At 59.9% G+C, this 14337-nt stretch carries 14 protein-coding genes; 10 read left to right on the forward strand and 4 right to left on the reverse strand.

Going from position 1 to position 14337, the window contains the following annotated elements:
• The first annotated feature begins 137 nt into the window (after window positions 1–137).
• Window positions 138–1310, forward strand: a complete 1173-nt coding sequence (gene mdh / locus AC22G1_RS02320) for an iron-dependent methanol dehydrogenase (protein ID WP_487315343.1) — start codon at window positions 138–140, stop codon at window positions 1308–1310.
• A 40-nt stretch (window positions 1311–1350) separates the two neighbouring features.
• On the opposite strand, the gene AC22G1_RS02325 is transcribed toward mdh, so the two are convergent.
• A complete protein-coding gene (locus AC22G1_RS02325) occupies window positions 1351–2250 on the reverse strand; it encodes a helix-turn-helix domain-containing protein (protein ID WP_487315344.1) in 900 nt (299 codons plus the stop codon).
• Window positions 2251–2405: 155 nt separating this feature from the next.
• Between AC22G1_RS02325 and exaC the strand changes: the two genes are divergently transcribed.
• From exaC to AC22G1_RS02360, 7 genes are all read left to right on the forward strand, one after another.
• Window positions 2406–3923 carry an acetaldehyde dehydrogenase ExaC gene (gene exaC / locus AC22G1_RS02330; RefSeq protein ID WP_487315345.1) on the forward strand — a complete coding sequence of 506 codons (1518 nt, stop codon included), beginning with the start codon at window positions 2406–2408 and terminating at the stop codon, window positions 3921–3923.
• A 54-nt stretch (window positions 3924–3977) separates the two neighbouring features.
• Window positions 3978–4169, forward strand: coding sequence for a hypothetical protein (locus AC22G1_RS02335; RefSeq protein WP_487315346.1), 192 nt, complete (start codon window positions 3978–3980; stop codon window positions 4167–4169).
• A gap of 300 nt (window positions 4170–4469) precedes the next feature.
• Entirely contained in the window at window positions 4470–5558 is a 1089-nt protein-coding gene (locus AC22G1_RS02340; protein WP_487315347.1) for a polyamine ABC transporter substrate-binding protein, read from the forward strand.
• Window positions 5559–5605: 47 nt separating this feature from the next.
• Window positions 5606–6733 carry an ABC transporter ATP-binding protein gene (locus AC22G1_RS02345; protein ID WP_487315348.1) on the forward strand — a complete coding sequence of 376 codons (1128 nt, stop codon included), beginning with the start codon at window positions 5606–5608 and terminating at the stop codon, window positions 6731–6733.
• Window positions 6733–7620: an ABC transporter permease subunit gene (locus AC22G1_RS02350; RefSeq protein ID WP_487315349.1), complete on the forward strand. Its 888-nt coding sequence runs from the start codon at window positions 6733–6735 to the stop codon at window positions 7618–7620. Before AC22G1_RS02345 ends, AC22G1_RS02350 begins: the two co-directional genes overlap by 1 nt.
• Window positions 7617–8465 (forward strand): ABC transporter permease subunit, encoded by an 849-nt coding sequence (locus tag AC22G1_RS02355; RefSeq protein ID WP_050659314.1) that lies wholly within the window; start codon window positions 7617–7619, stop codon window positions 8463–8465. The genes AC22G1_RS02350 and AC22G1_RS02355 overlap by 4 nt, the downstream gene beginning before the upstream one ends.
• A 55-nt stretch (window positions 8466–8520) precedes the next feature.
• On the forward strand, window positions 8521–9222 hold the full coding sequence (locus tag AC22G1_RS02360) for a glutamine amidotransferase-related protein (RefSeq protein ID WP_487315350.1): 702 nt from the start codon (window positions 8521–8523) through the stop codon (window positions 9220–9222).
• Between the two features lie 27 nt (window positions 9223–9249).
• Here AC22G1_RS02360 and AC22G1_RS02365 read toward each other — a convergent pair whose 3' ends face one another.
• The 3 genes from AC22G1_RS02365 to AC22G1_RS02375 all read right to left on the reverse strand — a co-directional run bounded on the left by AC22G1_RS02365 (window position 9250) and on the right by AC22G1_RS02375 (window position 11386).
• Window positions 9250–9717 carry a hypothetical protein gene (locus AC22G1_RS02365; protein ID WP_487315351.1) on the reverse strand — a complete coding sequence of 156 codons (468 nt, stop codon included), beginning with the start codon at window positions 9715–9717 and terminating at the stop codon, window positions 9250–9252.
• 114 nt (window positions 9718–9831) lie between these two features.
• Window positions 9832–10884 (reverse strand): 3-deoxy-7-phosphoheptulonate synthase AroG, encoded by a 1053-nt coding sequence (gene aroG, locus AC22G1_RS02370; RefSeq protein ID WP_487315352.1) that lies wholly within the window; start codon window positions 10882–10884, stop codon window positions 9832–9834.
• A gap of 49 nt (window positions 10885–10933) precedes the next feature.
• Window positions 10934–11386: an acyl-CoA thioesterase gene (locus AC22G1_RS02375; RefSeq protein ID WP_487315353.1), complete on the reverse strand. Its 453-nt coding sequence runs from the start codon at window positions 11384–11386 to the stop codon at window positions 10934–10936.
• A gap of 133 nt (window positions 11387–11519) precedes the next feature.
• On the opposite strand from AC22G1_RS02375, the gene rlmD reads away from it, so the two are divergent.
• Together rlmD and AC22G1_RS02385 are read left to right on the forward strand one after the other, a co-directional pair.
• Entirely contained in the window at window positions 11520–12857 is a 1338-nt protein-coding gene (gene rlmD / locus AC22G1_RS02380) for a 23S rRNA (uracil(1939)-C(5))-methyltransferase RlmD (protein WP_487315354.1), read from the forward strand.
• A gap of 156 nt (window positions 12858–13013) precedes the next feature.
• Window positions 13014–14336 (forward strand): peptidoglycan DD-metalloendopeptidase family protein, encoded by a 1323-nt coding sequence (locus AC22G1_RS02385; protein ID WP_487315355.1) that lies wholly within the window; start codon window positions 13014–13016, stop codon window positions 14334–14336.
• Window position 14337: the final 1 nt, after the last annotated feature.

Below are 14337 nucleotides of genomic sequence, written 5' to 3' on the forward strand. Positions count from 1 at the left end.
GTTTGATGGGCTCACTCTTCGTAGGGTTATTAGCGCAGCAAGGGCCCGCTCTTTGATCGAGATCCGGTTGTCATAGGGATCTTGAGCGCAGACTGGGCCTACTTCATAACAGCCATCTTCCAATGAAGGAGCATGTCATGGCTATCAAAGCACTTGCCGATCAAACCTTTGGATTCTTCATTCCCTGCGTCACCCTGATGGGGCTGGGCAGCGCCGCCGAAGTGGGCCCCAAGGCCCGTGAACTGGGGGCGCGCCGTGCCCTTATCGTGACCGACGCTGGTCTGCACAAAATGGGGGTGTCGGACCAAATCGCCACCTTCCTCAAGGCCGCCGACGTGGATGCGGTTATCTTCCCTGGCGCCGAGCCCAACCCCACCGATACCAATGTCCACGACGGGGTCAAGGTCTACCAGGATAACGACTGCGACTTTATCGTCTCCCTCGGTGGCGGCAGCGCCCACGATTGCGCCAAGGGCATCGGCCTGGTGACCGCCGGTGGCGGCCATATCCGCGATTACGAAGGGGTGGATAAGAGCACCGTGCCCATGACCCCCTTGATTGCCGTGAACACCACCGCTGGCACCGCCTCTGAGATGACCCGCTTTTGCATCATCACCAATACCGACACTCATGTGAAGATGGCCATTGTCGATTGGCGCTGCACCCCACTGGTGGCTATTGACGACCCCAAGCTGATGGTCGGCAAGCCGCCAGCCCTGACCGCCGCCACCGGCATGGATGCCCTGACTCACGCCATCGAGGCCTATGTCTCTACCGCCGCCAACCCCATCACCGATGCCTGCGCGGAAAAGGCCATTCGCCTCATCGCCCAATGGTTGCGCCCGGCGGTCGCCAACGGCCAGAACCTCGAGGCCCGCGATGCCATGTGTTACGCCCAGTACCTGGCGGGCATGGCCTTTAACAACGCCTCTTTGGGGTATGTACACGCCATGGCGCACCAGTTGGGCGGCTTTTACAATCTGCCCCACGGGGTTTGTAACGCGGTGCTGCTGCCCCATGTGTGCGAGTTCAACCTGATTGCCTGTCCCGAGCGCTATGCCGACATCGCCGATTTCATGGGTCTTGATACCCTGGGTATGACCGTCACCGAAGCGGCCGAGGCCGGTATTGGCGCCATTCGTGAGTTGGCAGCGGCCATCGGCATTCCTGCGAACCTCAGTGTTCTGGGAGTGAAAGAGGCGGACCTTGGGGTGATGTCCGAGAACGCCCAGAAGGACGCCTGCATGCTCACCAACCCGCGCCTTGCCACCCACGCTCAGGTGGTGGAGATCTTCCGGTCTGCCCTCTAAGGGATGCTGGCAACAAAAAGCCCGCCGATTGGCGGGCTTTTTAATTGAGCTTTTGGCGATAGCGCCCGGGGGTGACCCCGGCCGCGGCCTTAAAGCGGCGGTTAAAGTGCGACAGGCTCTGGTAGCCCAGTTCAAAGGCGATTTCGGTCACGCTCATCTGGCCTTCACTCAGCCAGCGCCGGGCCTGCTCGATGCGCAGCTGCTGCAGGTATTCCCCCGGGGTCTGGCCCAGCTCCTGTTTAAAAAGCCGGTAAAGCTGGGCCTTGGAGATACAAGCGGCCCGGCTTAGCAGGTCCATGTCCAGGTGCTGGCTGGGGTCGTCTTTTAGCTGCTGCATGGCGGCCAGCAGGCCGTGGTGGATCTGCCCTTGTTCGACGGCGCTTAACAGCAGGTCACGGCTTTGCTGGCGCAACAGGCGCATCACCAGTTCGGTCAGTTGCAGTTCGATGAGGATCTTCTGCTCCGCCACCGGTTCGATAAAGGTGCCTATCAGGCGTTCCAGCAGCCGCTGGGTCTCGCCGTTATGGCGGCAATGCACCGCTTTGGCCTGGTACTGGCAGGGGCCAAGGGCCGGGTCGCGCTGGTCGCTTAGCATCTGCGCCACCTGCTCGATACGGGCCGGGGTGATGTCGATGGCAAGGCAGGTGGTGGGGGTTTGCGGGCGGGCGTCGGGGAAATCTATCCACACCGGTTGGCCCGGCGCCAGCACAAAGGATTCATGGGGCAAAAACAGCTGCGGGCTGTCGCTGACGCCGTGCATGCTCTTGGTACCGCTGAGCATGGCGCAGTACAGCAGGTTCTCAGAACTGAGCGCCACCTGGCTGGCCGGCTCGTAGGTGTCGTAAATGGCCAGCTCGACCTGGGGGCCGTTGAAACAGAGCCGGTTTTCGACCGCTTCCTTTCGTCTTTTATCGCCGTGCAGTAATTCGAGCTTTTGCATGAACGCAATTCCTCCGGTGGCACATCACCTTAACGTAAGCGTCTATCCTTATCTGGCCCGATGAGTGTGTGAGGCAAGTCTTTGCAACTCAGGGGCAAGTGTCCTTGGCAGTAGGCAGCCATAGTAACCGCAATACAACAAGAGAGGAATGCAGCATGATTTATGCTCAACCTGGTCAAGCTAACGCTGTGGTTAACTTTAAAGATCGTTACGAAAACTTCATCGGTGGCCAATGGCAGCCGCCGGTAGAAGGCCAGTACCTGGACAATCTCTCGCCGGTCAACGGCAAGGTTTTTTGTAAGGTGCCTCGCTCCAGCGCGGCAGACGTAGACAAAGCCGTGGCTGCGGCTCACAAGGCGGCCGCCACCTGGACCAAAACCTCGGTCACCGAACGCTCCAACCTGCTGCTGCGCATTGCCGATCGCATCGAGCAAAATGTCGAGATGCTGGCCGTGGCCGAAACCTGGGACAACGGCAAGTCGGTCCGCGAAACCCTCAATGCCGACGTGCCGTTGGTGGTGGACCACTTCCGTTACTACGCCGGTTGTATCCGCGCCCAGGAAGGCAGCATCAGCGAGATTGACGAAAACACCGTGGCTTACCATTTCCACGAGCCGTTTGGGGTGGTGGGGCAGATCATTCCCTGGAACTTCCCGCTGCTGATGGCGGCCTGGAAGCTGGCACCAGCGCTGGCGGCGGGTAACTGCGTGGTGCTCAAACCCGCCGAGCAGACCCCGGCTTCCATCTGTGTGCTGATGGAAGTGATTGGCGATTTGTTGCCGCCCGGGGTGGTGAACATCGTTCACGGCCTTGGCGTCGAAGCCGGGGAAGCCCTTGGCACCCATACCGGCATTGCCAAAATCGCCTTTACCGGCTCCACCCCGGTGGGCTCGCGGATCATGTCCAACGCCGCCAAGCTGTTGATCCCCGCGACCCTCGAGCTGGGCGGCAAGTCCCCCAACATCTTCTTTGAAGACGTGATGGACCACGGCGATGCCTTCCTCGACAAATGCGTCGAGGGCCTGCTGATGACCTTCTTCAACCAAGGTGAGGTGTGTACCTGCCCGTCGCGGGCCCTTATTCAGGAGTCCATCTACGACCGCTTTATGGAGAAGGTCATGGCCCGTGCCAAAGGGCTGCGCCAGGGTAACCCGCTGGACACCGAGACCATGATTGGCGCCCAGGCCTCCAACCAGCAGCTGGAGAAAATTCTTTCTTACATGGATATCGGCCGCAGTGAAGGGGCCGAGGTGCTGATGGGCGGCGCTCGGGCTACCGTGTCGGGCTTGGAGTCGGGCTTTTATGTGCAGCCCACCATGCTCAAGGGCAACAACAGCATGCGGGTGTTCCAAGAAGAGATCTTCGGGCCAACCCTTGCCATTACCACCTTCAAGGACGAGGCCGAAGCGCTGGCCATTGCCAACGACACCAGCTTTGGCCTTGGCGCAGGGGTCTGGACCCGCGACACCGCCCGTGCCTATCGCCTGGGACGGGGTATTCAATCTGGCCGGGTTTGGACCAACTGCTACCACCTGTACCCGGCCCACGCCGCGTTCGGGGGCTACAAACGCTCAGGTATTGGCCGCGAAACCCACAAGATGATGCTGGACCACTACCAGCAGACCAAGTGCATCTTGATGAGTTACGACGAAAAGCCGCTGGGCTTGTTCTAACGCTAAAAAAACGCCGCTGCTGCGGCGTTTTTCTTATCCCCCTGGTGCGTATTCATGCAGGGCAATGGCGTGGCGGGCAGCGCCAAAGCGGGCCTGGAAATCGCCCTGATTTTTCGCATTTTTCCCTTGTTGTTCCTATGCTTGACGGGCGCGGCCCCGGCCGCAGGAATGGCCTGGGAAGGGGCGACGTGGCACCTGCATTTTGGTGCAGCTCTCATAGATAAAAAAAATCTGCCCGAGGGATGAAAAAACCGTTTGGCAAGGCCGGATTTGCGATTATATTACGCGAAAATTTGAGCTCCTTTCCAAACCTGGGGTGCGACCCACCTCTAGGCGTAAAAAGCAAAGCATTCCAAACCTTGGCAGTGGATGCTGCCGGTTTTGGGCAATAGGGTCCTGGCTTGCCTGCCAGGGTTTTGATTGGGATGTAAGCGCCCGGCTTTCCGGGTTGCCGTTGAAGTGGGTCTTAACGTGCTTTCGAGTGCGGTGCGCCGTTTCGGCTGCCCCCGGCAAGGCAGGTTTGACCAAAACCTGAAGGAGACTTCCATGCACAAGTCCGTGTTCGCCCTGGCAGGCCTAGCCCTGATGAGCGCCACTGCCCTGGCCGATGACGCCAGCCTGCACATCTATAACTGGTCTGACTATATCGACGAGCAGAGCATTCCGCTGTTCGAGAAAGAGACCGGTATCAAGGTTACCTACGACGTTTTCGACAGCAACGAAATGCTCGAAGCCAAACTGCTGGCCGGGCGTAGCGGTTTTGACGTGGTGGTGCCTTCCGGCCAGTTCCTGGGTAAACAAATTCAGGCCGGCGCCTTTATGAAGCTGGACAAGAGCAAGCTGCCCAACTGGCACAACCTCAACCCCAAGCTGATGAAGATCCTCGAAACCTACGACCCGGGTAACGAGCACGCCTTCCCCTACATGTGGGGCACCACCGGTATCGGTTTTAACCCCGATAAAGTCAAGGAGGTGCTGGGCGCCGATGCCCCCACCGACAGCTGGGCCCTGGTGTTCGACCCCAAGAACATGGAAAAGCTCAGTAAGTGCGGCGTGGCCTTTTTGGACGCCCCTTCCGAAGTGCTGCCTGCTGCCCTTAACTACATGGGCCTGAACCCCAACTCCGAAAACCCCGGCGACTACGCCAAGGTTGAAGCGATGCTGGGCAAAGTGGCGCCTTATGTCACCTACTTCCACAGCTCCAAGTACATTGACGATCTCGCCAACGGCGACATCTGCGTGGCCATCGGTTTCTCCGGTGACGTGCTGCAGGCTGCCACCCGCGCCGAAGAAGCCAAAAACGGCGTCAATGTGTCTTACGTCATTCCCAAGGAAGGCGCTGGCATGTGGTTTGACATGATGGCCATCCCCGCCGATGCCCCGCATCCGGAACAGGCCTACAAGTTCATGAACTTCATGCTTGACCCGAAAAACATCGCCCGGGTGTCTGACTTTGTGTCTTACGCCAACGCCAACAGCGCTGCTACACCGCTGGTGGACGAGAAGGTACGTAATAACCCCGGTGTGTATCCCACCGCCGAGGCCGAGGCCCACCTCTTTACCTTCGCCATCTTGCCGCAGAAGGTAGAGCGTGTTCGGACCCGAGTCTGGACCAAGGTCAAATCTGGTCAGTAATCAAAGCGGCCGGGTTTAGCCCGGCCCTGTTGTTTTTGGAGGTAGCAATGGCAACAACTGGCAGCGAAGCGCCTATCGCAACGCCCCCAGTGCTGCTGACCATTGAAGGCGTCAGCAAATTCTTTGGCCAGGTCAAGGCAGTGGACAACGTCAGCCTGGAGATCAACAAGGGCGAGATCTTTGCCCTGCTGGGCGGTTCCGGCTCGGGTAAAAGTACCCTGCTAAGGATGCTGGCAGGCTTTGAGCAGCCCTCCAGTGGCCGCATCCTGGTAGACGGTGTCGACATCACCGAACTGCCCCCCTATAAGCGCCCCATCAACATGATGTTCCAGTCCTATGCCTTGTTCCCGCATATGACGGTGGCCCAGAACATTGCCTATGGCCTTAAGCAGGACGGCCTGGGGAAAGCGGAAATCGCGGCCAGGGTCGATGAAATGCTGCGCCTGGTGCGCATGACCGATTACGCCCAGCGCAAACCCCAGCAACTTTCCGGTGGCCAGCGCCAACGGGTGGCTCTTGCCCGCAGTTTGGCGAAAAAGCCCAAGCTGCTGCTGCTGGATGAGCCCATGGGGGCGCTGGACAAAAAGCTGCGCACCCAGATGCAGCTGGAGCTGGTGCAGATCATCGAGTCGGTGGGGGTAACCTGTGTCATGGTAACCCACGACCAGGAAGAGGCCATGACCATGGCCCAGCGCATCGCCATCATGAACGAAGGCTGGATAGTGCAGCAGGGCAGCCCGCTGGACATCTACGAAAGCCCCAATAGCCGCATGACCGCCGAGTTTGTCGGCTCGGTGAATATGTTTGAAGGGGAGCTGACCGACGACGCCCCCGACCATGCGATTATCCAGGTTCCCGAGCTGCCGGTGCCGGTGTTTGTGTCCCGCGGCGTCACCACCTCCATGGAAGATCCCATGGTGTTTGTAGCGGTGCGCCCCGAAAAAATGCAGGTCAGTTTTGAAGCGCCGGAAGACAGCCAATACAACTGGGCCCAGGGCAAGGTTCACGACATTGCCTATCTTGGCTCTCACTCGGTCTATTACATCCGCCTGAGCTCCGGCCAGCTTATCCAGAGCCAGTACACCAACATCGAGCGCCGCGGCGAGCGCCCCACCTGGGGTGACGATGTATACGTGTGGTGGGAGTCCGCCAGCGCCATGGTGCTGAGGAGCTGATGATGAAGATCCCCGGTCGCCGCTTTGTAATGGGCATCCCCTTTGCCTGGCTGCTGCTGTTCTTCGTGGTGCCTTTTATCATCGTCCTGAAGATCAGCCTCTCCGAGAGCATTGTCGGCATTCCGCCCTACAAGCCGCTGCTGGAATGGGCTGACGACACCCTCAAGGTGGTGATGAACTTTGGCAACTTCGTGTGGCTGGCCGGTGACGGCCTCTACTTCGATGCCTATTTCAACTCCCTGAAGGTGGCGGCCATCAGCACCTTGCTGTGCTTGCTGGTGGGCTACCCCATGGCTTATGCCATTGCCCGCGCCAAGCCCAGCACCCAGCCGGCGCTGTTGCTGCTGATCATGCTGCCCAGCTGGACCAGCTTTCTGATCCGCATCTATGCCTGGATAGGCATCCTCAAGAACCAGGGGCTGCTGAACCAGTTTTTGATGTGGCTGGGGGTTATTCACGAGCCGCTGCATATCCTCAACACCAACACCGCCCTTTATATCGGCGTGGTCTATGCCTACCTGCCGTTTATGGTACTGCCCCTTTACGCCAACCTGAGCCGCCACGACCAGTCCCTGCTGGAAGCGGCCTCCGACCTTGGCGCCCGGGGCTGGAAGGCGTTTTTCACCGTGACCTTGCCCTTGTCCAAGGCCGGCATGATTGCCGGTGCCATGCTGGTGTTTATCCCGGTGGTCGGGGAGTTTGTGATCCCCGAGCTGCTGGGTGGGCCCCAGAGCCTGATGATAGGCAAAGTGCTGTGGAACGAGTTCTTCGCTAACCGCGACTGGCCGGTAGCGGCCGCCCTGGCGGTGGTGATGCTGGCGCTGTTGTGCCTGCCGATCGCCTATTTCAACCACCAGCAAGCCAAGGAACTGGAGGGGGAACAATGAGCCGGTTTTCGCTGCGTGGCCTGAGCCCGGCCCGGGTCTGGTTTGTGCTGGGCCTTATCTTCCTGTACGCGCCGATGGTGATCCTCATCATCTACTCGTTCAACAGCGCCCGGGTGGTGACGGTGTGGGCCGGTTTTTCCACCAAATGGTACGGCGAGCTGTTTAGCGACAACCAGCTGATGAGCGCGGTGTGGGTCAGCCTGCGGGTGGCGTTCTTTACCGCCTGCACCGCCGTGGTGCTGGGCACCATGGCCGCCTTTGTGCTGGTGCGCTTTCGCCCCAGCCGCTGGAAGACGGCGTTTTCCAGCATGGTAACGGCGCCGCTGGTGATGCCCGATGTCATTATCGGCTTGTCCCTGCTGCTGCTGTTTGTGGCCATGGCCAACACCCTGGGCTGGCCCCAGGACAGGGGCATGGTCACCATCTGGATAGCCCACGTCACCTTCTGCTCGGCCTATGCGGCGGTGGTGATCACCTCGCGGCTGCGGGAAATGGACTTAAGCCTGGAAGAAGCCGCCATGGACTTGGGCGCGGCGCCCTTCAAGACCTTTATGACCATCACCCTGCCACTGCTGACCCCGGCCCTGGCGGCGGCCTGGCTGCTGTCCTTTACCTTGTCTATCGACGATTTGGTGATAGCCAGTTTCGTGTCCGGCCCCGGCGCCACCACCTTGCCGATGGAAGTGTTCAGCTCGGTGCGTATGGGTATCTCCCCCAAGGTCAATGCCCTGGCAACGCTGATTATCCTGGTGGTGTCGTTGGCCGCCTTTATCAGCTGGCTGCTGGTGCGGCGCGCCGAAAAGCGGCGCAGCAACGATCTTAAGGCCCTTAAAGGCACGGCTTGATGCCCAGGTGAAAAAACGGCAAGGTGACCTTGCCGTTTTTTTTGGAGCCCGCCCTGTGAAAGTCGCCCTGCTGCAAACCGATATTCTGCATCCCGAGTTTCTCGATAAGTACCTGGGCTATGGCCATATGTTCCAGCAGCTGTTTGGCGCCGCTGGCCTTGAGGTACAAAGCGAGATCTTCAGCGTTATCGACGGTATCTATCCCGAAAACCCCGGCGCCTTCGACGCCCTCTTGGTAACCGGCTCCAAGGCCGATGCCTTTAGCGATGAACCCTGGGTGTTGCAGCTGGCCGATTACCTGCGAGCGCGCCACCAGCAGGGGCAAAAGCTGCTGGGGATCTGCTTTGGCCACCAGTTGCTGGCCCATGCCCTGGGCGGGCGCGCCGAGCGCGCCCAAGGAGGCTGGGGAGTGGGGGTGATGGATTATCAGTGGCAAAGCCAGCCAGCCTGGCTCAAGGCCGAAGCGCCCGCCTTCAAGCTTATTTGCAGCCACCGCGACCAGGTTACCGCCTTGCCTCCCGGTGCCACCTTGCTGGCGGCCAATGCCTTTTGCCCCCATGCCGCCTTTCATATGGGCGACAAGGTGCTGGCCTTCCAAGGCCACCCGGAATTTACCGCTGACTACGGCGCGGCGCTCTTGAAAAAGCGCTGGGCCGATATCGGCGAAGACAGGGCAGGGCCAGCCCTTGAAAGCTACCAGCAGGGCCACGACGGCCTGGCAGTGGCCAAGGTGATGGCGGATTTTATCCGCTACTAAAAAAGCCGCCCTGAGGCGGCTTTTTTATCAGTGGCTGCCCTTGGCTGGTGGCGGGGTAGCTTGTTTTTCGAAGTACCGTTTGGCGCGTTGAGCCTCGGCTTTGCTCGGAGCGTACTCTACCCAATCGCTTTGTTCGGTTTTACGGTAACGAACCAAGCCGTTTGTCGGGTCAAATTCGTAGAAGGGGTAGACTTCCCGCAAGTTATAAAGCAGTGCTGGCGCGAAAAAGATGATGTCGGCTGCCAGATACCCCCCGTTAAACTTCAAGGGCAGGATGCCGTAAAAAGGGGCTTGTCCCGGCCCTTCAACTTTAAATTCATAGTTGCCAAAGCTGGTGGCAGCGAGGGTTTCATCTCGCGGGCTAGCATTGCCCTTGGCGGCCTTTATTTCGATGTTGGTGTTGGGGTGGGTTGCTGTCAGGTGGGTGTTGGCGGTGCAGGCACTGAGCAGCAGGGTGACGGCGACGACAAGGCCTTTTTGCTTCAAGCAAGGCATAAGATAAATTCCTTTTTGTTATGGTGCTGTCATTATGCCGCTGGCATTAAGGCCTGTCTTTATCCCGGTATTGGCCTGAGTCACAAAAAAGCCGCTCAGTGAGCGGCTTTTTTGTCAGGAGGTGCGGCGTTTTCTGACGCAGGCGGCCAGTTCGCGCAGCACCTTGTCGGTGGCGTCCCAGCCGATACAGGCATCGGTGATGGACTGGCCGTAAACCGGCGCCTTGCCTTCTACTAGGTCCTGGCGGCCTTCTATCAGGTGGCTTTCAATCATCACCCCGAACACGGCGCTGTTGCCGCCGGCGATTTGCCCGCCCACGTCTTCGGCTACGTCCAGCTGCTTCTGGTATTGCTTGAGGCTGTTGGCGTGGGAGAAATCAATCATGATCTTCTGGCGAAGCTTGGCCTTGGCCAGCTTGTCAGTTACGTCCTGCACGTCTTCTTTGCTGTAGTTGGGGGCTTGGCCGCCGCGCAGGATGATGTGGCAGTCTTCGTTACCGGCGGTGGAGACAATGGCGCTGTGGCCGAACTTGGTCACCGACAAAAAGTGGTGCGGCGCCGAGGCGCTGCGGATGGCGTCGGCGGCGATTTTAATGTTGCCGTCGGTGCCGTTTTTAAAGCCCACCGGGCAAGAAAGGCCGGAGGCAAGCTCCCGGTGCACCTGGGATTCGGTGGTGCGGGCGCCGATAGCGCCCCAGCTGATGAGGTCTGCCAGGTACTGGGGGGTGATCATGTCCAAGAACTCCACCGCCGTGGGCACGCCCATGTCGGTGAGATCCAGCAGCAGTTTGCGGCCAATGCGCAAGCCGTCGTTGATGTTGCAGCTGTTGTCCATGTAGGGGTCGTTGATAAGGCCCTTCCAGCCCACCGTGGTGCGGGGCTTTTCAAAGTAGACCCGCATCACCACTTCCAGATCGTCCTTGAGCTCTTCGCGCAGTACCTTGAGCTTGGCGGCGTATTCCACGGCGGCCTTGGGGTCGTGGATAGAGCAAGGGCCAACAATCACCAGCAGGCGGTCGTCGCGGTCGTTGAGGATTTCATGGATGGCGTTGCGGGCATCGGACACGGTCTTGGCAGCCTGGTCCGTGGTTGGAAACTTTTCCAGAATGGCGATGGGGGGGAGCAGTTCTTTGATCTCGAGAATTCGCAGATCGTCATTCGGGAGCATGGTTTCTTTTCCTTTGGATCAAACATTCAAACAGTGTAAGGCCTTTACCTTAACCGGCTTTGCAGACCGCCGCATTACCGTATCCTTCGATAAAGGCGTTCGGCATCCGGCGCGGGCGGCCTGTACTCATCTCGATGCACACGAAGCGCGCTTCGCCGCGAAACAGGGTTTTACCGTCCGCCACCCGAATGAGCTGAAAGCCCCGCCGGGAGCTGAGCTTGCCGTCGGTATCCAAGACCCAGGTGCCCAGCAGCAGTTTGTCGCCTTCAAGGGCGGCGGCCAGATAATCGTATTCGGCATGGGCCATGGCCATGGCGCGGTCCAGTTCGCGATAGCACGCCAGCCCCAGGCCCAAGGCCGTGGTGTGGCGCCAGGCGATGTCGCCACACCAGCCGACATAAACGGCATTGTTGGTATGGCCCAGTTCATCGATATGGCTGGCATCAACGGTCAATTCCCAGGTGAAGGGGGCCGGATGATCCCAGGCGAATGGCGTGTCCATGGCGGGTACGGGCTGGCTGCGGTCGGCTCAAACTAGCAAGGCCTGTGAACAGGGGCAAGATCTGGTGATTATTTGTTGTGGCCGGGCCTTGCCAGCCGTAAGATGCGCCTCCCCCAATTCCCCCGGAGCCACCATGTCCAAGGTCATCGAGACGCTTGATATCACTTCCCTGACCGATAAGGGCGATGGCATTGCCAGCCTGGGCTCGCGCCGCGTCTTTGTTGCAGGTGCCTTGCCGGGGGAAACCGTCACCGCCGAGCTGTTTGGTATCAAGGCCGGTTATGCCCAGGGCCAGCTGCTGGAGGTGCTGCAACCTTCGCCGGCGCGGCGTGAGCCCTTTTGCCGCCACAGCGAGTGCGGCGGCTGCCAGCTTGGTACCCTCGATTACCAGGCGCAGCTGACGATGAAGACCGAGCGGGTGGGTAAAGCCCTGGCCGCCCGTGGCCTTGAGGCCGACATTGCGCCCTGCCTTGGCATGAGCAGCCCCCTTGGCTATCGCAACAAGTCGCTTTATAACGTGCTGGCTCAGGACGGCGTCAGTGACATCGGCTTTTTCAAAAAGCACAGCCACCAACTGGTGGCCGCCGACGATTGCCCGGTGCAGGGCGACAAGGTGCCGGCGCTGCTGGCCGAGGTGCGCCGCTGGATGCACGATTTTGCCATCCAAGGCTATAACGAGGCCGAGCACAGCGGCCAGCTGCGCGGGGTGATGGTGCGCGAAGGTCGCGCCACCGGTCAGTGGATGCTGGTACTGGTGGCCCTTGGCGACAGCCTGCCGGGCCTTGATGCCCTGGCCAGCGCCCTTGCCAAGAGCTGCCCCTGGCTGACCAGCTTGGTGCTGAACATCAACCCCGAGCGGGGCAACCGTATCCTCGGCCATGAAGAGCGGGTACTGCTGGGCAGCGCCGTGATTGAAGACTGCCTCGGCGGCCTTAATTTCGCCCTTTCCGGCCAATCTTTCTTCCAGATCAATCCAGAGCAGACCGAAAAGCTCTACACTACCGCCCTGGACTTTGCCGCACTGACCGGTGCCGAGCAGGTGTTCGACCTTTATTGCGGTATCGGCACCATTTCGCTGCTGCTGGCCAAAAAAGCCAAGTCGGTGGTGGGTATCGAGCTGGTGGAGCAGGCCATCATTGACGCCCGTGCCAACGCCGAGCGCAACGGTATCAGCAATGCCGAGTTTCACGCCGGTAAGGCCGAGCTGCTGCTGGCCGAGCTGAACCAGCAAGGCCATAACGCCGATGTGGTGCTGCTGGACCCGCCCCGCAAGGGCTGCGACGGCGCGGTGCTGGACACCCTGCTGGCAATGGCGCCGGCCACCGTGGTCTATGTGTCGTGCGACCCGGACTCCCTGGCGCGGGACTTGGCCAAACTGTGCGCTGGCGGCTACCGCCTCGACAAGGTGCAACCGGTGGACATGTTCCCCCATAGCCTGCATGTGGAGACGGTGGTGCGGCTGGTGCGCTAACGCGGGCTATTTGTGAAGTGGCGGCGTTTTTGTTATAAGGTCACAGTTCGACGTGGGAGGGCCTGAACTTTTTCAGGGCCAGGCGCTCTCACCAGCCAGGCAGTCCATCCAAGGTATTTGCCAGCAGTAAAGGTGAATTGAGAGGGCCGAACGCTGATGCGTCGCAATGACACGACTGACAAGTTAATCCAGACATTCACCCGCCTGCCCAAGGTGCACAAGCTCGCCATTGCCTCGGTAACCTTGTTGGTGGCCGCTGCCCTGATGATGCCCAAAGAGCATCAACCGGTGCCGTTGGTACTGGACCCGCCTCTTGTTCAGCCTGCCGCCCAAGATGCCGATACCACAGCGCCTGCCGAAGAGGCGCCGGTCGCCACGGCCGAGGACGCGACCAAGGCCGGTATTGCCTTGCCGGATATCGAATACCAGATCCGCCCCGGCGATACCCTCAGCGATATTTTCAACCACCTGGGCGTGGGCCAAAGCGCCATGTACCAGGTGCTTGAGTCTGACCAGGAAATTCTTGCCCTCGACACCCTGCAACCGGGAGACACCCTGCGCTTTTGGCTGGGCGGCGACAGCGGCACCGAGCTTGAGAAGCTGGAGCTGCGCTTTAACCTTGCCCACCAGGTGATTTTCTCGCGGGTGGACGACAGCCATTTTGAGTTCCAGAAAGTCGATATTCCCGGCACCTGGCAAAGCGAGCCCCTGAGCGGCGAAATTAACGGCAGCTTCTATGTCTCGGCCCAGAAGGCCGGGCTGTCGGATGCGGAAATTGCCCGCATCGCCGCCCTCTTTAAAGACAAACTCAATTTTGCCCGCGACCTGCGCGCCGGCGACCGCTTCCAGGTGGTGCGCCAGAGCCAGTTTGTACAAGGGCAGGCCACCGGCGATACCGAGCTGGACGCCATCCGTATCTTCAACCGCGACAAGGTGCTGACCGCCTACCTCTTTAGCGACGGCAGTTACTACGATAAAGACGGCGACAGCCTGGCCCGGGCCTTTTTGCGCTACCCCACCGCCCGCCATTACCGGATAAGCTCGCCCTTTGACCCGCACCGCCACCACCCGGTGACGGGCCGCTACGCGCCGCATAACGGCACCGATTTCGCCTGCCCCAGCGGCACCGCGGTGCTGGCTACCGCCGACGGCGTAGTTACCCGGGTCACCAACCACCCCTATGCCGGCAAATACATCGTTATCCAACACGGTGGTAAGTACTTGAGCCGCTACCTGCACCTGAGTAAATCCCTGGTGCACAAGGGCCAGATAGTGAGCCGTGGCCAGAAGATAGCCCTGTCCGGCGCTACCGGCCGGGTTACCGGCCCGCACCTGCATTACGAGCTGCACATCAATGGCCACCCGGTAAACCCCATGACCGCCAAAATTCCCATGGCGGCCTCGGTGGACGGCAAAGACAGGCCAGCCTTTATGGCCGAGGTCAAAAAGCTTGAAGCCCAGATGGACAACGCGTTATAAA

The sequence above is a fragment of the Gallaecimonas zhanjiangensis genome, from assembly GCF_057624825.1.